Origin of the sequence: Adhaeribacter arboris (genome assembly GCF_003023845.1) — a bacterium.
Classification (GTDB): Bacteria; Bacteroidota; Bacteroidia; order Cytophagales; family Hymenobacteraceae; genus Adhaeribacter; species Adhaeribacter arboris.
In genome coordinates, this window is the sequence record NZ_PYFT01000001.1 from 6,807,521 (window position 1) to 6,830,306 (window position 22,786).

The window sequence follows — 22,786 nt, forward strand, 5'->3', positions numbered from 1 at the left end:
TAATACTGTATAAGTAAGATAAAAGAATAATTACAAATATAGCATTTTTCCTAAAAAAACATAAGTACGGATTTTAGCGTTTAACCAGAACCTTATAGTGAGTGCCAGAGTTTACACATTTGAAATACGCCTAAATTTTCCGTAATTTTGAATTGATAATTAAAATTCCCCCCTTAACTGGAACTATGATGCAACCTGTTGCCCTGGTACAAAAGCAAGCTCTCAACCGAGAGGAAATTCTTCGCGATTACCGTTTGGCTTACGAAAGCCGGCAAGCAAGTCTCACCGGCCGAAAAGAAGTATTCATGGGGAAGGCAAAATTTGGCATATTCGGGGACGGCAAAGAAGTAGCGCAGTTGGCCATGGCGAAGTATTTTCGTAAGGGCGACTTCCGTTCGGGCTATTACCGCGATCAAACTTTTATGTTTGCCATCGGCGAACTTACCTTACAGCAGTATTTTGCGCAATTATACGCTCATGCCGACGCAGAAGCAGAGCCGGCCACAGCAGGCCGCTGCATGAATGGTCATTTCAGTACCCGTTCTCTGGACGAAGATGGCAACTGGAAAAACCTGATGGAGATAAAAAACTCCAGTGCCGATATTTCTCCTACGGCCGCTCAAATGCCCCGTTTATTAGGTTTGGCCTATGCTTCTAAATTATACCGGCATAACCCGGAATTACACGAGTTTACTAATTTTTCTGCTCGGGGCAACGAAGTAGCTTTTGGTACCATTGGCAACGCCTCTACGGCTGAAGGTTTGTTTTTTGAAACCATTAACGCCGCGGGTGTTTTGCAGGTCCCTATGTTGGTTTCCGTCTGGGACGATGGTTATGGCATCTCCGTTCCCAACGAATACCAGATTACAAAAAGCAATATTTCGAAGGTGCTGGCAGGTTTTCAACGGGAAAACCCCGAGGAGCCCGGTTATGAGATTTTTACGGCGAAAGGCTGGGATTATGAGGGACTCTGTAATTTGTATGCGTATGCGGTAGCATTGTGCCGGGAACAACATGTGCCGGTATTAATCCATGTGGACGAAATGACCCAACCGCAAGGTCATTCCACTTCTGGTTCGCACGAACGATATAAATCAAAAGAACGCCTGGCTTGGGAAGAAGAAAATGATTGCCTCAAGTGCATGCGCGAATGGATTTTGGCCAACGAATACGCTACCACCGATATGCTCGATCACCTGGAAGCGGAAGGCAGAGAAACCGTACGACAAGCACGGTTGGCGGCTTGGAATGACTATATTGGCGGGGTAAAAGCGGACCACAACGAAGCATTAGCCTTACTGGAGCGAGTAGCCTTGGAAACAGATAATTCGCACGCGAACCAGATTTCCAGCATTGCGGAAGAACTGCGTAAAAACACTATACCCAATCGTTATGATGCGATAAAAGGTGTTAAAAAAGCCTTGCGTTATCTTCGTCAGGAGCGTTCTACGGGTAAACGGAATCTTTTGGGTTGGCTGGAACGGGTTATTGGTGAAAATGCAGAGCGCTACAATTCCTATTTAATAAGTCAATCGGAAGATTCGCCGTTGCTGGTAGAAGAAATAAAACCCGAATACGACGAGAACAGCCCCTTAGTAGATGCCCGGGAAGTATTGCGTGCTTGTTTTGCGGCCGCTCTTACCCGGGAACCGCGGTTATTTGCTATCGGCGAAGACGTTGGTAAAATAGGAGATGTGAACCAGGCTTTCGCTGGCCTTCAGGAAAAATTTGGCGAGTTGCGGGTAACCGATACTGGAATCCGGGAAAGTACGATTGTAGGGCAAGGAATTGGCGCAGCGCTGCGCGGATTACGACCCATTGCTGAAATACAGTACCTGGATTATTTGATTTACGCCCTTCAAACCTTATCCGATGATTTGGCCTGCCTACATTACCGGACAAAAGGTGGTCAGAAAGCACCGGTTATTATCCGGACCCGTGGTCACCGGTTAGAAGGAGTGTGGCATTCCGGTTCGCAAATCGGCATGGTGCTGAGTACCTTACGGGGCATGCATGTATTAGTACCCCGCAACATGACCCAAGCTGCTGGTTTTTATAATACTTTATTAAAATCAGACGATCCGGCTATACTAATAGAATGTTTAAACGGCTATCGCTTAAAAGAACGAATGCCGAGCAATATCGGTGAATTAACGGTTCCGTTGGGGTTACCGGAAATTTTACGGCAAGGGGAGCATATTACCGTTGTTACCTATGGTTCTATGTGCCGGGTAGTAATGGAAGCGGCGCAACAATTAGCCGAATTTAATATTTCGGTAGAAGTTATTGATGTGCAAACGTTACTGCCTTTTGACCTTACTAATGTAATCTTAGAATCGGTTAAGAAGACGAACAAAATAATTTTTGCGGATGAAGATGTGCCCGGAGGAGGCACCGGTTTTATGATGCAGCAGGTAATAGATGGTCAAGGTGCTTACCAGTGGTTAGATGCGCAACCTCGGTGTGTTTCGGCCCAGGATCATCGTCCTTCTTACTCCTCGGATGGGGATTACTTTTCTAAACCAAACGTGGAAGATATTTTTGATGCGGTGTACGAAATGATGCACGAGGCAGATCCGGCAAATTATCCGGCTATTTATTAAACATTTTAAGAATACCGTCCTTAGTTCTGGAACAAAAACTTAGGACGGTATTCTTTTCATGGCCAAGGCAACATCGGTAATAATAGGTGGTATTTGGATAAATAAATCCTGATCTTGTTTTTTCTCTAACTCTAATTCTTTTATTTTCTGACCTTTTTGCGTATCCCAGAAATAAACCCGATACTGACCAATTGCTAAGCCAGGAACAGTTACCGAAAAAGTTAAAGGTGTAGCTGACTTATCTAATACTTTTAATTTATTCAATTTAGCCAATTTGTCTTGCCGCAGCAGCCATACAATAGCTTGTTGATCATCGCCGCAGGCAAAACCAACAAAGGCGGGAGAAGAAATTTGGATTTCTTCATTCAGGTTTTTTCGATTAAACTGCGCCCAGTTAATATAACCAAGAAAGTTAGTAAGATTCTGTTGCGCTACCCGCATACCCGGAGTAAGTACGTGCGGGTGGCGGTTCGGCCAGCGCATGCCACCTCCCGCTGCTCCCGAAGCAAAATGTGCCCATTGAATGTGGCGAAAATATTCATCATCAAACGGCTCGGGTAAAGTCCGGTGTAAATCTTTGAAGGCATGAATGGGGCCGTGTTCGCTGTCAAAAAAAGGTTTGGGCTGTTGTAAATGTTGCAAAGCTTCCCGCACCAAGGCACCGGTACAAATAGCTGAAGCTACGGTATCTTTAGGATGATTAATAGTTTTGGCGTCGTAAAAATGGGTAGTGGCAAAGTCGAGTTGCGGGTGCCGGAAAATAACATCCGCTACGGCGGGATGCTCGTGTAAAACCGGCCCAAACAACGAAACGGTTTGTAAATGGGCGCGGCCGTACAAGCGCATTTCTACTTCCCGTAAATGCGTACTTATCTCACTTACAAATTGGTAAAATACATCCGTATTATTTTCGGCATGCGCCGGATGGATCTCATTCCATAAATCCCAGGCAAACAAAGCCCCACTACCGCCCCAGCGTTCTGCGGCAAAACTCAGGCGGTTTTTAATGGTCCGTAAAGTATCCGGGCACAACAACCATTGCGAACGCCGGGCACAAGGTCCGCCATTCAATTTATTGTAGGGGTGGTGTTTCCACCGGATCCACATCCAGAAGGTATCATACGGCGTAAGTAAAAGGCGTAACCCGTATTTTTCACAAAGAGCAAATAAATCATCCCAGAGTTTAACCATGTTCGGCTGAAACTTGCCGGCGGGTCTTTCAAAATACCGGTTTTCCGTTTGCGCATATTCCAGCATAAACCGCAAACAAGTAACTCCGTGTTCCGCCAGATAAGCTAAATGATTTTCTACGGCCGTCATATTTTTCCGGCGAAATAAACCAGCAAATTCCGGCCAGGTAATGGCATCGTTTTGTCCGATAGGAGTCCAGTTTTCGCCGTTTTCCGTTATAAAATAAGGCGCATCCGGCGCTACTTGAATCCAAGGTAGCGTTACCGGTTCTTCCGTTGAACTGGCTTGTACTTCTAATTCCAGCATCCTACTAATTTTTGAACAAAAGTTTATAGCCCAGTTCCCAAAAACCTAGATTCTGGAAACGGGTTTGCATTAAAAAATTTTTTGGGTAAAAAGGCGCAGAAAAAACCAATACATTCAAAAGGAACTACTCCTGAATAAACTGGTTAGGGTGTTTTTAGGGTAGCAAGTAAAAGAAGTATACTAATTTTACTATCAGGAAGTTAAAGTCCGGTTCTTATTGGATACTTTAGCTTGTACTGCTTCTTCCCAATTCTGGCCGGTTGCCGATAAATATTCCGACTTATTCCAGGTATGACTGCTTTTCGTATTAGATATGTCTGGTTCGCATAGGTATATTTCATGAGCAGGCCGCTCGCTTATTTTTAAACCGCAGGAGCGCAACATAGCTTCCACGCCGGCGTGGTTGGGAGCCCACCAGTTGGTTATATCACCCGCTAATCGCTGCTCGATAAAGGCCATTTTGGGCCACCCGTCTTGCCGCATTTTATCCCGGTCATTAAAATCTAAATCCGGAGGAACTTCTGCTACTTCTTCGCCAGGCATGGTGAGCGTTTGAAAAATCATTAACCGGTTTAATTTCTGGGAGAGAATATCCAAGGATAAAAGTGGGTACCGCAAATGATATAGTACTCCCATATACCAAATCAAATCAAACCTTTGTTCTAACCGGGCTACATCGTACACCTGCAATTGCCGGAATTCTATTTGGTTATCTAAACCAAATTGCTGCGCCACCCAAACGGCTTGCTTTAGATAATGCGGATCTATATCAATAGCGAGTACCTGGGCGCCGCGTTTTGCCAGTTCCAAGGTATAATATCCCGCATTGCAGCCCACATCCAGTACCTTCCAACCACTTAAATCAGTTGGAATAAAAGGGGCAATATCTTTCCATTTAAAAGCCGGGAAATCTCCTAAAGTGTGGTTAGGTGCCGTTTGGGTACCATCGGGTAAATGAATGTTATGAAACCAAGGTCCTAGTTGATCAATCTCCTGCTGTAATGTAGCCATGTATCTATTTGTTGAATGTAACCTTCCTTCACTTAAAGTGGAAGGCAATTTATAGGGAAGTTTAAAGTATAAAAGCTTTGAAACTAGTTTGTTATTACCTTTCTTCTAAATGACCACTGGCTTTAGCTAGTGGTTTGTATTCCCGAACGTATTGCTCTACTTCCAAGGCCCGATGGGCGGCGGTATGCTGATTTAGCACTTTTTGCCGAGCTCGCTCGCCGATGGCTTTTCGTTCGGTTTCCGAAATTTCCCGCAAAAAACGTAAGGTATCCTGAGCGGAATAAGAAACTAAGATTTCCGAATCAAAATCAAAAACAGAGTCTAAACCATCCCAGTAATCACTAATTATTGGGGTACCACAGGCAGCAGCTTCGAACAAGCGTACACTGGGCGAAAAGCCAGCTTTAATCATATCGGCCCGGGTTATATTTTGAGTAAAGCGCTGGCGGTTATAAAATTCCCGGTGCTCCGCTGGTGGTAGATGATGGATATATTGGGTATTCTCAGGCCACTGGATGGATAGGGGATATTGCGGACCAGCCACCACAAACTTACCTTCCGGCCATTGGCGGGCAGCATCCAACATTAACTTTTCCAGAGGTGGTTGCCGGTCGTCGCTGTAGGTTCCTAAATAACCTAAATCCCAATTCATTTCCTGTGGTTCCGGAAAGTATAAGTCCGGATCGAAAGAGCAGTATAGCGGTCTGGCTTTCGGCGAACCGTATTTTTGTTCGAGTAACTCCAGAGTTGGGCCACCGGTAAAAGACAAATATAAATCGTATTGCGGAATTAAATTAGGGTGCAGGTATTCGTAATCTTCCCGCTCCAGTTTGGCTAAAGTTACCGGAGTGTCAATATCGTAAAAAGCTTTCATGCCTTGCGCCGTATTCATTACCCATTGCCCAATCAAAACTCCTTCCGGAACATACGAACCCACCATCACCAAATCGGCCTCGCGTACCTGCTCGGTAAAACAGGCTTGTAAATCATCCCGGGAAATATAAAGCTGCGTATCGCAGTAACCCGGGTTTGGTAAATCCCGGCTGGAGGCGTACCAGGGCACGTCGCGTTCCAGGAACAAAATTTCATGGCCCCGGGCTGCTAATTCCCGCACCAATCCCCGGAAAGTAGTAGCGTGGCCGTTACCCCAGGAAGAAGTAATCGATAAACCCAGGATAACTATGTTCATGGATTCTTGCTTCATACCAACTCGCCGGCTTTTCTGGCAATTTTACTGTGCAGTAATTTTTCTAACTGGTCGGCCCGGTGGTTATATGTATGAGCTGCTAACACTTTGTTGTAAGCCGCCTTCCCGATAGCCGTGGCTTTTTCTTCCGTTAACCCGGCCATAATTTTACCCACTTCGTCGCCGTTTTTTGCTACTAAAATTTCGGTATCCGGCTCAAAGAAAAAATCAATGCCTTCCCAATAATCCGTAATGATACAGGCCGCTGCTCCAGCGGCTTCGAATACCCGGGTGGCCGGGGAAAAACCATAACGGGCCATACTTTCCCGACTAATATTTAATACCGCTTTCGGGGTGCAGTTAAACGCATTATGGTCTTGGGTAAATACATGGCCGATATATTTTACATTTGAGCTCATGGGTTTGTCGCCCCAACCGCTGCCACCAATAATAAAGGTATTCTGGGGAAGTTTGGCCGCGACTTCTAAAAAGAAATGTTCTACGCGGGCTTCCCGGTCCGGTAAGCGGTTACCCAAGAAAGCTAAATCGCAGGCAAATTTTGGATTGGGCTCTACCGGAAAATGCGTAGCGGTATCTAAAGCATTATAAACAGGAACGCATTGCTTAACGCCCAAGGCTTCATAAGCTTGAATGACCGGTTCGCCGCCGCCGTAAGTCAGTACCATATCGTACTGGGGAATGTGAGCCCGGAAGGCATCATCCGGATTGTTTTGGACGCGGTCTAAGGTAGCAGGCGCATCTACATCCCAGAAAATTACCATCCGCTCCGGGGTTTGCAATTTCAGCACTTCGGCTTCTAATAATCCATCAAATACACCCACGCCGCTTGCTTTTACCACAATATCCGCTTCCGTTGCTTGTTCCAGCATTTTAAAAACGGCCTCTTCGGTAGCGGCATACACCACAACTTTGGCCCAATCCGGGTCGGGAATATCGCGGTTTTCCTGCCGCTGATAAGCATCGGGTTCATAAAAAGTTACCTGGTGACCACGTTGGTGTAAAGCCCGCACAATGCCGCGGTAATACGTAGCTGCTCCATTCCAGTATGCTGAAACCAAACTGGAGCCAAAAAAAGCAATTTTTAATTTTTTGTTATTTTGCATAAACTGTTTCTTCGTTCTTATTCCCGTAAATTTTTGTAGCGGCAATGCCCAATTCTGCGCACACTTTTTCCAGTTCGTTCACCCGGTGGGCACAGGTATGGCGTTGTTGTATGGTATTTAAACCCTTGTTTACTAGTTCCGTTGCTTGGTTTTTATCCGTAAGTATGGTTTGCAAATGTTTCTTCATTTCTTCGCCGTTTTGAGCTACCAGAAAGTCCTCACCCGGAGTAAATAAATGTTCGGCATCTTCCCAGGGAGCCGTAATTAAGGGTATACCACAGCTCAAAGCTTCAAACGGACGGATAGTAGGAATGCCGGGTAAAGCTTCTACGTAAGGGCGGCGGGGTACGTGTACGGTTACTTTATATTTGGCAAATTCTTCGGGAGCTTTGTAATTTGGTAACCAGCCGCCGTATTCAATTCCTGCTTCTGCTAATGATTTTAGGGCGTGTTCGGGGTAGCGGACCCCGTATATTTTTGCTTTCAAACCCAGTTCTTTCACCGGATTAATTAAAAACTCGTGCAGCTCGGCGGTACGTTCTTCATCGCCCCAATTACCAATCCAAACCAGGTCGCCTTCTAGTTCTGTTTTAGTATGTGGATAGAAAACGGAGGTATCGGCTGCTTCGTGCCAGGTCCAGGCTTTTTGGGTCCATTGTTCCTGCAGGTAAATATTCCGGATAACTTCTCCAAAGGCCAGCACCCCATCGTAGTTGGTTAAATCATAAGCGGCCATGCTTTTCTTTTCGGTTACGGCCCGATGGTGCGTATCGTGAAAAAGCAATTTATAATGGTTGCGGGTGCGATGTTGCCCTATTTGCCGGACTAGTTCGTGCTCGTTCCACTCGTGTACCAATACCAAATCAGCATCCCTTAGCACAAAATCTAAATTAAGGGAAGGAGGAGCGTAAAAATTAGTTTTTAATCCGGGGTAATATTGTTGAAGCTCTTTTAATTTTTCCTGGCCATATTCCGAAACAAGATTTTGCAAACTCCAGCCATTTTCGGGTTCAAAAACTTCTACCTGATGTCCCCGTACTTTCAGTTCCTGCACAATGCCGCGTAAAAAATGAGCGTTGCCGTGGTTCCAGTCGGAAAGCAGGGAATGGTAAAAAAGCACTATTTTCATTATTAGATTAAATTAAAGTTCCTGTCTTAATGATTTTAAATAGTTACTGTTGCCGCGAGAAGTTGCTGGTATACCTGTTCATACTCAAACGCCATTTGTTTAGCACTAAACTGCAAGCCAACTTTTATCGCCCGGAAGCTGAAAATGTTACGAATAAATTCATCTGAAATCAGCTTGGTAAGGGTTGCTTTTAGTTGAGCTGCATTTTCCGGGTTTACGTAAGTAGCCGCGTGTTGCCAGATTTCTTTCTGACTCGGAATCTCTCCTAAAACCAAGGCACAACCGGATAACCCGGCTTCTAAGGCGGATAAACCAAAAGGTTCGTACCTGGCCGGCAAAGCAAAAATAGAAGCCCGGCTCAAGTAATCTGCAATTTGCTCCTGATTCAAGTAGCCCAAAAACTGGACATTCGGCAAATCAAGAATTTCTCCGGTTGCCGGGTGCCGGGCATCGCCGGCTACTAACACGGGCCAACTCAGTTCCGGTGCTATTTCCGTTAATAGCTTGATGTTTTTAGCCTCATCCCAAATCCTACCCATACTAAAAATAAAAGGCTCTTTGGAACTGTACCGGAACAAACTTATATCTCGACCGTTATGAATAACTAAATGGTTCTGAAAAGGACCGTACAGAGTTTCAGCTTCTTCGAGCATGGCCAGGGTAGGCGCCACGACTAAATTGGCAGCCTGTAAACTTTGCGTGACCCGCTTCTGGTATTCTTGCCAAGTATCCGGTGTTTTTTCTTTTTTTACTGCCTGCCACCAGGAAGGAACACAAGAATGTACTACCACTATTATAGGTTTTCCCCAGTCCAAATGCGCGTGAACCAGGTTATTCAGGTGAATAAGATCGGGCTGAAATTCCTGTTTTATTTGCATTAGCCAATTCGCAGCAGCATCTACTTCTTCCCAGGGATTATCCATCCACTCTAGTTTAAAAGTGCTCTCGTAGAGTTGTACATTTGAAAGAGAATTAATTTCCTGGTATTGATTAGCGGTAAGGGAAGCGCCCATAATAGCCAGGGCTACTTCGGCTCTTTCTGGCTCTAAAGCCCGAATTAATTCAATAGCGTACGTCCAGACTCCGCCCAGAGTATCTGCCGTCATTAAAATTTTTAGTGGTTTTGCTTCCTGGGGCATGAATTATTTTCCGTACATTTTATCCAGTACTTCGGCCACTTTTATAAATTCTTCGGCTTCGGCGTGGTATTTTTCGCCGGCAGCCAGGCGGTTGGCCCACACAACACCCGCTCTGCCCGACCAATCGTCGGGTGGGGAACAAAGAACTTCGGTTCGGGTACCGTAGTAACGCTCGGCGACAAAGTCATAAAACGAACCATTTCTATTTTTAAATGCAACACCCCCGTTAGTGCCGTAAAAATTGGCGCTAATAATAGCTTCCTGGCCAGCGGGTAAGTTCCAGGAACAAGTTAATTGTACATGGGGCCCGGTTTTTAAATTTATACTGGCAGTAGCATAATCTTCTACCTCTTCTTCTAAGGAGATAATACGTTTTCCTTTACTGAACAAACTACTGTTGACACTTGCTACGGCCGGAAAATTTAAACACCACATGGCTAAATCTACTAGGTGTACCCCTAAATCAATAACACAACCACCCCCCGATAATTTGGGGTCGTAGAACCAGGGTTTATCCGGCCCGTAGGCATTATGAAATACTAGTTCTACGCCATAAATCTCGCCCAGTTCTCCGGATTGAATGACCCGGTGCACTGCCTGCATGGCTTGCGTGTTGCGGTAAGATAAATCAACCCCTAATAACTTATCAGCAGCCCGGGCCGCTTCCACTACTTTTTGGATTTCTTTGCGATTGCGGCCTAATGGTTTTTGGCAGAAAACCGCTTTTCCGGCCTTCAAAGCCGTTATGGTTTGTTCGGCGTGTAAGGCGCTGGGGGTAGCAATTACAATTCCATCCACTTCTTCGGTCAGCATGTCGTCGAGAGATGCTACAGCTTGAGCATTTAGCGCAGTTTTTAATGCTTCTTCGGAGTTGGCTGGTACAGTATCGGAAACATACGTGATTTCAGCAACTTGGTGTTTAGCTATTGCTTCCAGTCGGTTGCGGCCGATCCAACCTACGCCTAAAAAACCTAGCTTAGGTATAGTAGAGTTTGGCTGAAGGGGAAAGATTGTATTTTTATCTAAAAGCGAATCTTGTTGCATGTTTTTACTATTATTGCTTTTCAAAAGCACTTGCCTTGATTAATGGCTAAAAGACATTCTTCCCGGAAAAATTTGCAGTAGTAAATATAGTCAACCACACCGGCCAGAAGCCGGACGATGCAAAAACACGAGCGAAGACGCTCGCGGTAGCTTCTAGAAGGCGGATTAAATCTTATTGCTAAAATCTAATCAGTGCTTTCATAAAGCCATCGGGCCGGTCTTGCAGCATCTGAAAAGCTTCGGCTATATTTTCAAAGGCAAAGGTATGGGTGTATAAAGCTTGCGGATTTATTTGTTGAGCTAGTACGGCTTTCACGGCTTCCTGCATGCCTCGCAGGTAAATTTTAGGGTCGCGTTCGTGGGCATTGATTACGTCGAGACCTCGCCAATTCCAAAGCTGCACATTCACCGAACGCATACCATCCTGATGGTAGCCAGCAATTATTAACTTACCACGTTCGGCCGTTAATTCACCGGACAGATTCAAAGGCCATTCTTTCCCGGTGCACTCAATCACGCGCGGGCAAAATACACCTCCTGTTAAGTCTTTTACCTTTTCAATTATTTGCCAGTGATTATCCAGTTTAACAATTTCATCGGCGCCGCATTCCCGAGCAACTTTCAGAGAATAATCCCGTTGCGAAAGAGCAATTACCCGGGCACCCGCATTTTTAGCCAATTGAATCAATAAGGCTCCTAAAAAGCCAATACCAATTATAGCAACGGTTTGCCCAGGCTGAATATCGGAACGTTTAAAAATATTAATGGCACAACCTAAAGGCTCGCCGGGAAAAGGTAAGTCATTAAAAGCAGTAGGAAGTTTTACCAAAGATTCTGCCTCGGCTAAGTCGTACTCGGCGTAGGCATTATACGTTATGGCTGCCACACGCTCACCCACTTTAATGGTGGTTACCTCTTCGCCAATAGCATCTACCATTCCCCAACCTTCGTGCCCGGGATTACCGGCGGCAATTGGGTAGGAGAACCACTCGCGACCTTGCCAAACCGGAATATTAGAGGCACATAGGCCACAACCTTGCATTTTAATGCGCACCTGGGTTGGTCCGGGTTCTGGTAAGTTAACATCGGTAATTTCTACCTTTTGGGGTGTAACAATAACGGCTGCCCGCATAGTAGAAACTTTATTCTGGGTTAAAGTAGGTAAGTCAACTAATTCTGAATTCATTAAGCAATGGCAACTTTAGAAACTTCATTTTTTTCCTGGATGGAGAAATCGACCGGTAATTCGATACCGCGGGTTTCGCACAGCCATTTATACAACTTCAAAACTCCTTCTTGTACCGAATTTTTCGGACACCAGCCGGTGGCTTTTTTGAATTTCCGGATATCCGATACGTAATAATGCTGGTCGCCGGGCCGCCAATCACCGAATTGCAGCGGTATTTTCTGGCCTTGGAAATCCCCGATAATTTCTAATAATTCTAACAAGCTGGTGGTATTTTCGGGACCACCGCCAATATTAAAGGCTTGGCCGGAAATTTTCGGCATGTGTTGCTGGGCTAGTAGAAAGGCATCCACTAAATCTTCTACAAACAAAACATCGCGCACTTGCTTACCGTCGCCGTAAATGCTGATGGGTTTGTTTTCAATGGCTCGGATGGCAAAGTGAGCTACCCAGCCCTGGTCTTCGTTGCCGTATTGGTGCGGACCATAAATGCAACTCATCCGAAAAACTACGGCCGGTAAGTTGTACGTACGGGCATAATCAATAACATATTGATCGGCGGCTCCTTTGGAACAACCGTAGGGACTATGAAAATCTAAAGGACGGGCTTCCCCGATACCGTGCTTTAGGATGGATTTATCCGAAGGATTATAACGGGAACCATCGGCAATAAACAATAAGTCTTCGAGGCCACCGTATACTTTATTCGTGGAAGTAAATACCAAAGGAGGCGGATTATCCTGGGCCCGGATAGCTTCCAGGATATTTACTATGCCGCGGGCATTAATTTCAAAATCGTTAATGGGTAAATCCAGCGAAGTGGTTACGGCTACCTGGGCGGCAAAATGAAAAACCTGGTCGGCATTTTTCATGAGCCTTTTAACCGTAAGCAAATCGCGAATATCGGCCACGTGAATTTCCAACCGCTCTTCGTAATTATCGTGCAGCCATTGTAAATTTCTTTCTACCCCGGTACGCGATAAATTATCCAGGATTAAAACCCGTTTGCCTTCCTGGAGTAAGCGTTTAGCTAAGTTGGTACCCACAAAACCGGCGCCTCCGGTAATTAATGAATATTTTTCGGCCGGATTAAAGCTGGTTTTGCGTTTGATGCAAGTAAGTTTGTTTAAACCGTTACTCCCATTTTCCGCCCACAAGCGGTACAATAGTTTAGGACTACCATCCGCTCTTTTCAAACCGAAAAAATATTCCCGTTCATCCACGTGAAAACCACTTATAGAAGTAGCTTCTATATCCAGATCGTGGAGGCAGTTCCAATAAACTTTAGCAGCACTAGTATTTAAAATATTCCGGAACTCCTGTAATTGTTGGAATTCGTCGTGTTGCCACGTAGAAAAACCAGCGGCCGTTATCCAGATTTGGGCAACTGAATTATTTTGATTTAATACAGTTTTTACTTTGGCAATATTTTCTTCCCAGCCTTCCCCGTTTAAATCAAACACCCCCGGAAAACCGTGAATGCCCACCGCATCTATATAATGCATTACCCCACGATCGAACAGCAGTTGCAGCCAGTTAGGATCAATGGGCCGCATACCACCTAATACTGTTTTTTTGCCGAGTTGATGTGCCAATTGGGCGGCAGCACTTACCATTTGAGTAAACGCTTGCCAGTTATGGTCTAAAGTATAATCGTATTGCAGGGTATTATTAGGCTCGTCCCAGAGTTCTACCCATTCAAAGTGCTCACCTAAATCTTGAATGAATGTAGCCAAGAAATCGGCAAAATCTTTCGGATTAGTTAAAGGGGCAGAAGTACGCGGCGTAACTCCTAAAGCCGGGGGAGTTGCGTGCAAACAAGGCAAAACGTTTACTTCTTTGGCTAAACGGGGGAGCAGCCATTGGTACCATTCTTGACTTGCCGGGGTAGAATAATCATTCCAGGAAATACCGGTACGCAACTCGGTTACTCCTAATTCTTTCAAATCTGCCAGGGCTTTTTCAACCCGCGCCTGTTCACCGGGGCGGAACCATTCCACTAACCCGATTAAGGGTTGAAATTTATTCTCAGTATTTTTAGATAGTATATCCATTAACATCTATTCTTCCGTTTTAATTAGAATAATTGCGGTGACCAGATTTATACCGTTAAGCCCCGGGCAGCTAATTCCGCGCTCGCTTCGTTTACCCGGTCGTGGGCAATTTGTCCTTCGAGCCACTCCGCCAATTCTAATAAACCACTGTTGAATTCTACCTGCGGATAAAAACCTAATACCTCTTTCGCTAAGGAAATATCAGAATAACAATGCCGAATATCGCCTACCCGGTACTTGCCGGTAATTTGGGCTTTCAGCTGATCTTTGCCTAAAACCTGGGCCAAGCGGGCCGCAATTTCTGAAATGGCATAATTATTACCGCTTCCCACGTTAAATACTTTACCGTCGGCTTCCGGAGTTTCTAAGGCTAATCGGCAAGCCAAAGCCACATCCCGCACGTGCACAAAATCGCGTTGCTGCTGACCATCCTCAAAAATCATGGGGGGATTATCGTTCAGGAACCGGGACGCAAAAATGGCTAAAACCCCAGTATAAGGGTTAGATAAAGCCTGGCGGGTACCGTACACATTAAAGAAGCGCATGGCTACCGTTGGTATATTATAAGCACGACCCACAATTAAACTCATGCGTTCCTGGTCGTATTTAGACAAGGCATACACCGAAGAAAGGCAAGGAGTTTTCGTTTCGGGAGTTGGTATGGGAGTTAATTCTTCGCCGTTTTCGTTCAGCACTTCCCATTGGCCATTTTTCAATTGTTCCAGCGGACGCTCCATCGCAGTTACTAATTCGCCGGCCGCATTTCTATACATCCCTTCGCCGTAAATACTCATGCTCGAAGCTACAATAAGTTTTTCGACTGGCTTTTGGGATAAGCATTCGAGTAAAACAGCCGTGCCCGTATTGTTTACATCGGTATATTCCCGGATTTCGTACATGCTTTGGCCCACGCCAACCATTGCCGCGAGGTGAAATACAGCACTCACGCCTTCCAAGGCTTCCAGTACTACTTTCTTGTCCCGCACATCCCCGACCATTAATTCAACTTCCGGATTTAAATACTCGGGGCGTTGGCAATCTTTGCCGTGAACTTGCTCCGAAAGATTATCCAATGCTCTTACTTCGTACCCAAAATTTAATAATTCATCGGCTAGGTGCGATCCGATAAAACCGGCACCTCCTGTAATTAATACTTTCTTCGTCATAGGTTATGGTTGGTATTTTATAGATTTTAAATTTTAGAGCATTGTTTTAATTATTCCGGAACAGAGGGGAATTTTCCCGGCAAGTATTAAACTGTATCCTACTTAAAAGCCGTACTGCCGTCTTGCTACCACCACTTGAACGGCTAGATTTAATTAAACTCAATCCCCTAAAACGCACTGTTTTAACTTTAAACATCGGGGATTTTCGAGATTTTTTTGCAAAAGAAAAACGGCTGCCGGCTTTAATACCGGGTTTAAAAATTCTTTTACTGATTAAGGTATGTGAGATAAAATTCTTCAATAAGCTAATGGTATAGTTATATTCCTTTATTCGGATTTATTGTCCTAAAACGTATTATAAAATAAATGGTTTGTAGATGATGCTGCTGTTTATAACCTTTATTTTAAGGCAAGTAGTAAAATTAAATTAATAATTATTTCTAAATACTATACAAAAGCCGTTAGTAAGTACTTACTAACGGCTTTATTTTCAAGGTTAAGAATTAAATGAATAATATAGAAATCCGTATTAATCCTATTTGTTTATCCGTATTTATTTGGCAACTTTTTAAGAAAGTTAAATAGAAAACTTTACTTACAATTTATTCAATTAATACTTAAAATTCATAATGCAATTGGAAAATGGTCGCCATAAACGGCCTTTATTAGGTTGCTATTAAATCATTACCAAATATTATAAATTACAATAGTATTACATGGCTTCCATTAAGTCCTGGTAATAGTCTAAGCCTAAATGCGTGATTAAATCTTCGCCCATCATGTGACGCAAAGTATTTTGCAGTTTAATTAATTGCTTGAAAATATCGTGTTCCGGACGCAGGTCCGGAAGAGTTTGCGGCGATTTAAAGTAAAAAGATAACCATTCCTGAATGCCCGACATACCCGCTCTTTTCGCCAAGTCGCTGAATAAAGCTAAATCTAATACAATAGGAGCGGCCAGAATGGAATCACGGCACAAGAAGTTTATCTTGATTTGCATGGCGTAACCCAGCCAGCCAAAAATATCAATGTTATCCCAGCTTTCTTTATTGTCGCCGTGCGGCGGATAATAATTGATTCGTACTTTATGGTAAATTTCGCCGTATAGTTCCGGGTTAATATCGGGCTGCAGAATATCTTCCAGAACGCTTAATTTAGAAACTTCTTTGGTTTTAAAATTATCCGGATGATCTAAAACATAGCCATCACGGTTACCTAAAATATTAGACGAAAACCAGCCTTTAATGCCTAAAGCGCGGGCTTGCAAACCGGGAGCCAGAATGGTTTTCATTAAAGTTTGGCCGGTTTTAAAATCCTTGCCGCCAATGGGAGTTTCGGTTTGTTTGGCTAACTGAATTAGGGCCGGAATATCACAAGTTAAATTAGGGGCTCCGTTCATGAAAGGTACTCCCAATTTAATTGCGGCGTACGCGTAAATCATGGAAGGAGCAATGGCCGGGTGATTGTTCCGTAAACCTTCTTCAAAATTCTCAATGGTTTCGTGTACCGCTGAAGGCTCCAGGTAAATTTCGGTGGAACCGCACCATACAATAACTACGCGCGAACAATCATTGGCTTCTTTAAAGTTTTCAATGTCGTCCATTACCATTTTAGCCAGTTCCGCTTTGGTGGCCGCTTGTTTAATATGATCTCCATCCAGGTTAGAAATGTACGCCCGGTCAAAAACCGCTTTCATGGGCTGGATGGCTTCCAGTTCCGATTTTACGGCGTGTAAAAGCATAGGCTCCAGTACTTTGGCATTCATGGCGGCCTCAAATACATTATCGCTGTACACGTCCCAACCACCAAAAACAATGTCGTTCAGGTCGGCCAATGGTACAAAATCTTTGATTTTGGGGAAACGGTTTTCCGTTCTTTTCCCTAACCGGATGTTGCCCATCTGGGTTAAGGAACCAACGGGCTGAGCCAGATTTTTTTTCACGGCTTCTACTCCCGCAATAAGGGTGGTGGCTACCGCACCTAAACCCGGAGTTAGTATACCAAGCTTTCCTGTTGCTTTCTCTATGGTATTATGCATGTGTTATGATTTTATAATAATGATAATCTTATATAATTTTTCGCCCAAATCCGGACAAAATAGGTAAATTATTTATTGACCGGTCGATTTAGCCGGAATAATTTCAAGTACCTAATTCCAGAATGACAACTTTCTGCTTTCAAACTTATCGCTTACAACTGCATTGAGTAGAAAAAGTTTTACCGGCTGTAATCCAACTCAGATTGATTCCTGCCTGTTTTACTTATTGCCAATCAAGTCTTGTAAACTTTGCCATTCCGGAAAGTACTTTTAAGAAACGCCAAGATAAAAGCAAAAAAGAAAAAATGACGGAGCCGGGTATTTTCCGTAGTAAGCCTTTTAATTAGGTATGCTACAGGTGATATTTTGCTCGCCTAAATAAAATTAATAATTGTGTTTAAAAAAAGCCTGCTGCCATTTTTAACTTTCTTCCTTACCGCCGCAGTTTAGAGGCAAATAACCGATGGTATATCCGGACGCTAACTTTAACCGGCGTTACTATTACGGCTCATAAAGAAAAATTAGTAAAGCAAACGGCCTTGCTTATTAATCCGCTTCTTATGGGTAGTTTATTTTCTTACGGCAATTCCTACTTAACAGATTTATTAGCCCGCACCCCTGCCATAACTAGGTGGAGCCCGGGAGTTGCCATTGCCAAGCCCGTTATCCGGGGATTGTACGGGAATCGGATTGTGGTGTTGCTATCGGGTTTAAAATTTGATAAACAGTTATGGCAGGAAGAGCACGGATTGGGTTTGTCTGATCTGGGTTTGGTAATCAAGTGTCCGTGAAGGTAACTATTCAATAAGAATTATAATGCACTACTTGAAAAAAGAAAAACCTTCAGGCTTATTGGCTCAATAATTTTTTGAAAATTTAAGTTCCGGAAGCAGAAAGTAGATGGAGGTAAATTTAGAAAATTAGATTTTAATCTCACCGGTATCATTCAAAAGTAAAATCCGGGCAGTTTCCTCGAAAATCTGGATAATACTCACCGAAGCCGGACTAATTTCAAGGCGTTGGAACATATCCAGGTGGATGCCGGCATAATACGCTACGGCGGCTTTAATTAAATCCGAATGACTTACAACGGCAATAGTTTGCTGCGGGTGCTGCCAACATAATTTCTGAAGGCCATTGATGACGCGGGCTTGGGCTTCCAACATTAACTCGCCCCCCGGAATGCGAGCCACACTGCGAAAAGAATTAAAAAGTTGAAATTGCTTTTGTTGTTGAAGTTCAGAAAAGGCAGCGTTGGTCCATTCGCCAAAGTTTAATTCAATAAAATCCTCGTTGATAATTGGGGTAAGTTGAAGTAAATCGGCTAAAGGTTCGGCGGTTTGAATGGCTCGTTCCAAAGAACTACTATAGATAGCTGTAATAGGTAAATTGGAGAGCCGCTGCGCCAGTTTTTGAGCTTGGTTAAGGCCTTCCTCGTTTAAGAATACGCCCGGGGCTCGACCGGAAAGATGTTTCCCGACGGCATTGGTAGTAGCGTGACGAATCAATAAAATAGTAGTCATGAATGCAAATTTATTTTTTAATGAGCTTTTCTTTTCGGAATACCTGCCTTTCTTTACAAAAGAAAATACTTTAATTTACCGGTACGCACCTGTTTTTTGAAATTCATGCTTGTAACGATATGGTGAGGCGGGCCGTTTCTATTCCATTTGTAAAAGTAAAATTTCACAGATACCCCAAAGTGCCCGAAGTAGTTTCACCTTAATTCACCAAAACTTATAAATACCTGATTATGGACGGACTAGCTGATAAGTAAAGAGATTAAATAGGTAAGTCAGATAAGAGGATAAATTTCTTTTTCATACTTTAGGTTAAAACAACATAACCTAAAGTAGGTTTATGGCGTTGGCAGTTTTCGACCTTGTACAAAATTTATTAATGTTTAAACCGGTAATCGGAAGGCAGCTTTTTGCCTCCTTTAACCGAGTATTAATTATAAAACTAAATAAACTTATTCAGCATACCTTGGAACACGCTACGAATACACCTGTTTTAAAAGTTGGGGTTTTAACCTTTCATCGTTGTATTAATTACGGTAGTTATTGGCAGGCTCGTTGTTTGGCCGAAGGATTACAAGCCCGCGGGCACGACGTAGAAATTCTGGATCATGATTCGCACCGGGTAAACTTGCTGGAATGGACCTGCGCCTTTCAACCGGTTTTACCTACCTCAGTGCCGAAATCAGATTACCCGCTGTACCGCGAGAAAATTCTTAAATTCTTCCGGATTTTTGATTCGCTGCCGCTTTCGCAACGGTTTCCACTAGAAAATCCGGCCCAAATGGAAGAATACGATGTGGTAGTAGTGGGCAGCGATGAAGTCTGGAATTTATCGCATCCCTGGTTTGGGGGTTGCTCTTTGTTCTACGGCGATGGGGTTCGGGCGAAGCGGTTGGTTTCGTATGCGGCAAGTTTTGGTAATTACGATGCTACCTGGGGGCTGGAACCTGCCTGGGCCGAAAAGTTGCGTAATTTTGATAAAATATCTGTACGCGATGCTAACTCGCAAGCGATCATAAAAAATTCTCTCGGGTTTGAGCCGGAAATGGTTTTGGATCCCTGTTTGCAGTTCCCGGTTTATCCGGAAGAAAAATTCCCGGACCAAGTGCAAAAGCCTTACGTGGCAGTTTACGGGCACAACTTCACCGCGTCTTTCATTCGCGAAATTCAAGCTTGGGCCAAGAAAAAAGACCTGCCTCTCCTTAGTTTTGGTTACCGGAACGATTGGGCGGATGAACAATGGCTAACGGCCGATCCGCACGATTTTGCTCACTTTATGGCTAAAGCCGAAGCGGTTGCCACTAACTTTTTCCACGGTTGTGTTTTTGCTTTGCGCAACGCTAAACCTTTTGTTTGCGAAACTACTCCTTACCGGCGGTACAAATTGCAAGGGCTTATGGCCAAAATAGGCGGGGAACAACATCTAATTCCGGAAGGAACTCCGGCCGCGGTATACGATGCTCGATTAAGCGAACCTCTGAATCCGGAAATTTTAAATAAAATGAATCAATTACGTCAAACTTCTAACGCCTACCTCGACCGGGCCTTAGGTACTAAACAATTACAATTGGCATGAGTAAGCTGCTAAGCCCGAAAGATATTGTGCACTCTGGTTTGTGTATTGGCTGCGGCAGTTGTGTCGCGCAAGCCAATAAGCCTGACGCCCAGATGAATTTTGATGATTACGGACAATTAAAACCGCAAGGATCGCCCGCCTGGTTTAACCAAAAATCTTTAAGCTTTACCCAGACTTGCCCGTTCTCGCCGGGCGCCCGGAACGAAGATTACCTGGCCAATAATCTTTACCCCAGTGCCCCGCAGCAAGATGTTGCGATTGGCCGCTTTCAAACGGCCTACGTGGGCCACGTGGGAGAAGAAGATTTTCGTTTACAAGGCAGTTCGGGTGGGATGGTAACCTGGGTGGCCACGGAATTATTACGGAAAGGATTAATTGACGGGGTAGCCCACGTAATTGCTACCGAAGACCCGCAAACCGAAGGGCGTTATTTTAAATACCGCATTGCCCGCACCGAAGCCGAAGTCCGCGCCGGCGCCAAATCGAGGTATTACCCGATAGAATTATCTGCCATTCTCAAAACCATTCGTGAAGTTCCCGGCCATTACGCCGTAGTGGGCATTCCGTGTTTTATTAAGGCGGTGCAGCTTTTACGCCGGGAAGATCCGGTCATTCGGGAGCGCATCCGGTTTACACTAGGTTTGTTCTGTGGCCACATGAAAAGTGCCCGATTTGTGGAGAGTTTTGCCTGGCAAATGCAGGTTCCTACCAACCAGATAGAAAAGGTGGAGTATCGCCTTAAAGACCCGAACCGGCCGGCCAATTGGTATAATGCCCAGCTTACTTTACGCGACGGACAAGTAGTAAACCGGGATTGGTGGCATTTAGCCGATGGCGATTGGGGAGCCGGTTTTTATATGAACTCGGCCTGTAACTTCTGCGACGACGTAGTAGCCGAAACTGCCGACATAGCCTTTGGTGATGCTTGGGTAGAGCCTTATTCGTCGGATGGAAAAGGAACAAACGTGGTAGTAGTACGTTCGCCTTTAATGCAAAACTTAGTCGAAAATGCCATCCAGGAGGGTAGGTTACAATTAGAAACCGTTGATGCCGCCTTTGTGCACCAAACCCAAGCAGCCGGCTTTCGCCAGCGCCGGGAAGGCCTCGCCTACCGGCTTACCTGGAACCGCCCCGGAGTACAGCCGCGCAAGCGGGTAAGCCCCGATTCTAAGACCCCTACCCGGCACCGTAAATTTATTTACCGGGTGCGTTATTATATTTCCGCCTGGAGCAACCGGGTTTTTAAATTAGCCCGGCAAATACAAAAGCCACCGCTCTATTATAGTTGGGCGCGTTTGGCGGCGGCTATTTATCACGGACTGGCTTATCACCAAGGTAAAATGGCTGAAATGCGCAAGCGTTACAGTGAACTAAAAGGATAAAGAAGCGGAGAAGTTTATTCTCCGCTTCTTTATTTCTGACATATGCCTATTCAGGTTATAATTAATGTTTCTCATTAATAAATATAATAAGTAACATTTAGCCTTAATTTCTAATCAGGTAAAGCATAGATAAGTGGTTTAGTTAGCCGAGTCTAAGTTTTTAAATACAAATTTGGTCAAACAGAAAGCAAGGGAAATTGTTATACATAAAATTTGTTTCCCATATTGTTGAAATAGAAAAGCTCTTGCTAATGGTGGGAGCTTTTTATTTTCCGTTATAATTTATATAAAAACTCTTCTTAGATAATACTAGATTAAATATAAAAAGACGTATTCCTACGAATATTGCTTTTTTGTCTTTGGAGCCTTTTCAAGTCTCCAGTTGGCGATGCTATCTTATTTGAGAAGTACCCTGTTTGCCTCGTGGCCGGCGGGCCTCGTTTGGCTCTTCCGGGCGGGTAGGAACGTGCGCAGCACGCCCCTACACATCGGAATGCCTGCGGGACCGAAACCTTGGAAGGCCCTCCACAGCCAAACTGACGTCAATTGCTCGTAGTTGAAGCCTTACTGTAAACTTGCACCATAAACATATGAGTAAATACGTCCTATTTTTTCAAAATGGTATAAATGTATTATTCATTAAGAAGGAGAAGCTGAACCTTTAGCAAGAGCTTTATGAAATAGGCTCTTTACTTTCCAAACCCTAACTATCTTATCCTGAATGTAATCTTTTTCACCTCCATAAATCATTAATCTAAAAGTATTCTTTTTCGGTAAAAACTGGTTTATATAGTTAAACGAGTATATCAGTTGGTTTGGCTTGTAAGAAGTCAGGTTTGTCTAATTTGGGGCATATAGGCGAAGGATTAGCCTGATTTTAGATAAAGAGTATATATAAATATATAAATCTAATGGAAGCAAAATTTTACTCTAATTTAAAAGAAGAACAATACCAAACCTTATCGCAGCAATTAAGCGTTTTAGCCGAGAGTTTAACAAATAAGCAACCACTGCCAAATTTGCCGAATTCAAATGAGTTTAGCCAAATTTCCCGGGAAGTGCTGCAATTTTTAAAGCAGCTGGTTTAAGAAACCCAGCTTTATCTATTTTTATTTAAGCGGAATAATTTGT

General features: G+C 44.1%; 17 protein-coding genes. 5 read left to right on the forward strand and 12 right to left on the reverse strand.

Annotation, left to right across the window (positions count from 1 at the left end):
- The first annotated feature begins 188 nt into the window (after nt 1–188).
- Nucleotides 189–2,603: an alpha-ketoacid dehydrogenase subunit alpha/beta gene (locus AHMF7605_RS27560; RefSeq protein WP_106933644.1), complete on the forward strand. Its 2,415-nt coding sequence runs from the start codon at nt 189–191 to the stop codon at nt 2,601–2,603.
- A gap of 39 nt (nt 2,604–2,642) precedes the next feature.
- Here the strand turns inward: AHMF7605_RS27560 and AHMF7605_RS27565 are convergent, their stop codons facing one another.
- The 11 genes from AHMF7605_RS27565 to AHMF7605_RS27620 form a co-directional block, all read right to left on the reverse strand.
- Nucleotides 2,643–4,100, reverse strand: coding sequence for a glycoside hydrolase 5 family protein (locus AHMF7605_RS27565; protein WP_199200317.1), 1,458 nt, complete (start codon nt 4,098–4,100; stop codon nt 2,643–2,645).
- A gap of 192 nt (nt 4,101–4,292) precedes the next feature.
- On the reverse strand, nt 4,293–5,111 hold the full coding sequence (locus AHMF7605_RS27570; protein WP_106933145.1) for a TIGR04290 family methyltransferase: 819 nt from the start codon (nt 5,109–5,111) through the stop codon (nt 4,293–4,295).
- Between the two features lie 94 nt (nt 5,112–5,205).
- Nucleotides 5,206–6,300 carry a CgeB family protein gene (locus AHMF7605_RS27575; RefSeq protein ID WP_106933645.1) on the reverse strand — a complete coding sequence of 365 codons (1,095 nt, stop codon included), beginning with the start codon at nt 6,298–6,300 and terminating at the stop codon, nt 5,206–5,208.
- A gap of 11 nt (nt 6,301–6,311) precedes the next feature.
- Nucleotides 6,312–7,421, reverse strand: a complete 1,110-nt coding sequence (locus tag AHMF7605_RS27580) for a CgeB family protein (RefSeq protein ID WP_106933146.1) — start codon at nt 7,419–7,421, stop codon at nt 6,312–6,314.
- On the reverse strand, nt 7,411–8,550 hold the full coding sequence (locus tag AHMF7605_RS27585) for a CgeB family protein (RefSeq protein WP_106933147.1): 1,140 nt from the start codon (nt 8,548–8,550) through the stop codon (nt 7,411–7,413). Before AHMF7605_RS27585 ends, AHMF7605_RS27580 begins: the two co-directional genes overlap by 11 nt.
- 35 nt (nt 8,551–8,585) lie before the next feature.
- Entirely contained in the window at nt 8,586–9,656 is a 1,071-nt protein-coding gene (locus AHMF7605_RS27590) for a glycosyltransferase family 4 protein (protein ID WP_106933646.1), read from the reverse strand.
- Between the two features lie 36 nt (nt 9,657–9,692).
- Complete coding sequence (locus tag AHMF7605_RS27595; RefSeq protein WP_233219277.1) at nt 9,693–10,757, reverse strand: Gfo/Idh/MocA family protein; 1,065 nt, start codon at nt 10,755–10,757, stop codon at nt 9,693–9,695.
- A gap of 154 nt (nt 10,758–10,911) precedes the next feature.
- On the reverse strand, nt 10,912–11,919 hold the full coding sequence (locus tag AHMF7605_RS27600; RefSeq protein ID WP_199200318.1) for an MDR/zinc-dependent alcohol dehydrogenase-like family protein: 1,008 nt from the start codon (nt 11,917–11,919) through the stop codon (nt 10,912–10,914).
- Nucleotides 11,919–13,973 (reverse strand): GDP-mannose 4,6-dehydratase, encoded by a 2,055-nt coding sequence (locus AHMF7605_RS27605; protein ID WP_106933648.1) that lies wholly within the window; start codon nt 13,971–13,973, stop codon nt 11,919–11,921. Before AHMF7605_RS27605 ends, AHMF7605_RS27600 begins: the two co-directional genes overlap by 1 nt.
- Before the next feature lie 47 nt (nt 13,974–14,020).
- Nucleotides 14,021–15,139 (reverse strand): NAD-dependent epimerase/dehydratase family protein, encoded by a 1,119-nt coding sequence (locus AHMF7605_RS27610; protein ID WP_106933149.1) that lies wholly within the window; start codon nt 15,137–15,139, stop codon nt 14,021–14,023.
- A 712-nt stretch (nt 15,140–15,851) separates the two neighbouring features.
- Entirely contained in the window at nt 15,852–17,177 is a 1,326-nt protein-coding gene (locus AHMF7605_RS27620; RefSeq protein WP_106933151.1) for an inositol-3-phosphate synthase, read from the reverse strand.
- 560 nt (nt 17,178–17,737) lie between these two features.
- On the opposite strand from AHMF7605_RS27620, the gene AHMF7605_RS27625 reads away from it, so the two are divergent.
- The gene (locus tag AHMF7605_RS27625; RefSeq protein WP_106933152.1) at nt 17,738–17,968 is read left to right on the forward strand and encodes a hypothetical protein; all 231 of its coding nucleotides are present in this window, start codon (nt 17,738–17,740) and stop codon (nt 17,966–17,968) included.
- Nucleotides 17,969–18,097: 129 nt separating this feature from the next.
- Here AHMF7605_RS27625 and AHMF7605_RS27630 read toward each other — a convergent pair whose 3' ends face one another.
- The gene (locus tag AHMF7605_RS27630; RefSeq protein ID WP_106933153.1) at nt 18,098–18,700 is read right to left on the reverse strand and encodes a histidine phosphatase family protein; all 603 of its coding nucleotides are present in this window, start codon (nt 18,698–18,700) and stop codon (nt 18,098–18,100) included.
- Between the two features lie 376 nt (nt 18,701–19,076).
- Between AHMF7605_RS27630 and AHMF7605_RS27635 the strand changes: the two genes are divergently transcribed.
- The 3 genes from AHMF7605_RS27635 (at nt 19,077) to AHMF7605_RS30015 (ending at nt 22,743) form a co-directional block, all read left to right on the forward strand.
- Nucleotides 19,077–20,273: a polysaccharide pyruvyl transferase family protein gene (locus AHMF7605_RS27635; protein ID WP_106933649.1), complete on the forward strand. Its 1,197-nt coding sequence runs from the start codon at nt 19,077–19,079 to the stop codon at nt 20,271–20,273.
- Nucleotides 20,270–21,655, forward strand: coding sequence for a Coenzyme F420 hydrogenase/dehydrogenase, beta subunit C-terminal domain (locus tag AHMF7605_RS27640; protein ID WP_106933154.1), 1,386 nt, complete (start codon nt 20,270–20,272; stop codon nt 21,653–21,655). The genes AHMF7605_RS27635 and AHMF7605_RS27640 overlap by 4 nt, the downstream gene beginning before the upstream one ends.
- Before the next feature lie 911 nt (nt 21,656–22,566).
- Nucleotides 22,567–22,743 carry a hypothetical protein gene (locus AHMF7605_RS30015; protein WP_158267637.1) on the forward strand — a complete coding sequence of 59 codons (177 nt, stop codon included), beginning with the start codon at nt 22,567–22,569 and terminating at the stop codon, nt 22,741–22,743.
- Nucleotides 22,744–22,786 lie beyond the last annotated feature (43 nt).

Bases quoted from the DNA above. Each gene is read 5' to 3' on its own strand.
- AHMF7605_RS27560 (WP_106933644.1), top strand. From the start codon at position 189: ATGCAACCTGTTGCCCTGGTACAAAAGCAAGCTCTCAACCGAGAGGAA.
- AHMF7605_RS27565 (WP_199200317.1), bottom strand. From the start codon at position 4,100: ATGCTGGAATTAGAAGTACAAGCCAGTTCAACGGAAGAACCGGTAACG.
- AHMF7605_RS27570 (WP_106933145.1), bottom strand. From the start codon at position 5,111: ATGGCTACATTACAGCAGGAGATTGATCAACTAGGACCTTGGTTTCAT.
- AHMF7605_RS27575 (WP_106933645.1), bottom strand. From the start codon at position 6,300: ATGAACATAGTTATCCTGGGTTTATCGATTACTTCTTCCTGGGGTAAC.
- AHMF7605_RS27580 (WP_106933146.1), bottom strand. From the start codon at position 7,421: ATGCAAAATAACAAAAAATTAAAAATTGCTTTTTTTGGCTCCAGTTTG.
- AHMF7605_RS27585 (WP_106933147.1), bottom strand. From the start codon at position 8,550: ATGAAAATAGTGCTTTTTTACCATTCCCTGCTTTCCGACTGGAACCAC.
- AHMF7605_RS27590 (WP_106933646.1), bottom strand. From the start codon at position 9,656: ATGACGGCAGATACTCTGGGCGGAGTCTGGACGTACGCTATTGAATTA.
- AHMF7605_RS27600 (WP_199200318.1), bottom strand. From the start codon at position 11,919: ATGAATTCAGAATTAGTTGACTTACCTACTTTAACCCAGAATAAAGTT.
- AHMF7605_RS27605 (WP_106933648.1), bottom strand. From the start codon at position 13,973: ATGGATATACTATCTAAAAATACTGAGAATAAATTTCAACCCTTAATC.
- AHMF7605_RS27610 (WP_106933149.1), bottom strand. From the start codon at position 15,139: ATGACGAAGAAAGTATTAATTACAGGAGGTGCCGGTTTTATCGGATCG.
- AHMF7605_RS27620 (WP_106933151.1), bottom strand. From the start codon at position 17,177: ATGCATAATACCATAGAGAAAGCAACAGGAAAGCTTGGTATACTAACT.
- AHMF7605_RS27625 (WP_106933152.1), top strand. From the start codon at position 17,738: ATGGGTAGTTTATTTTCTTACGGCAATTCCTACTTAACAGATTTATTA.
- AHMF7605_RS27630 (WP_106933153.1), bottom strand. From the start codon at position 18,700: ATGACTACTATTTTATTGATTCGTCACGCTACTACCAATGCCGTCGGG.
- AHMF7605_RS27635 (WP_106933649.1), top strand. From the start codon at position 19,077: ATGTTTAAACCGGTAATCGGAAGGCAGCTTTTTGCCTCCTTTAACCGA.
- AHMF7605_RS27640 (WP_106933154.1), top strand. From the start codon at position 20,270: ATGAGTAAGCTGCTAAGCCCGAAAGATATTGTGCACTCTGGTTTGTGT.
- AHMF7605_RS30015 (WP_158267637.1), top strand. From the start codon at position 22,567: ATGGAAGCAAAATTTTACTCTAATTTAAAAGAAGAACAATACCAAACC.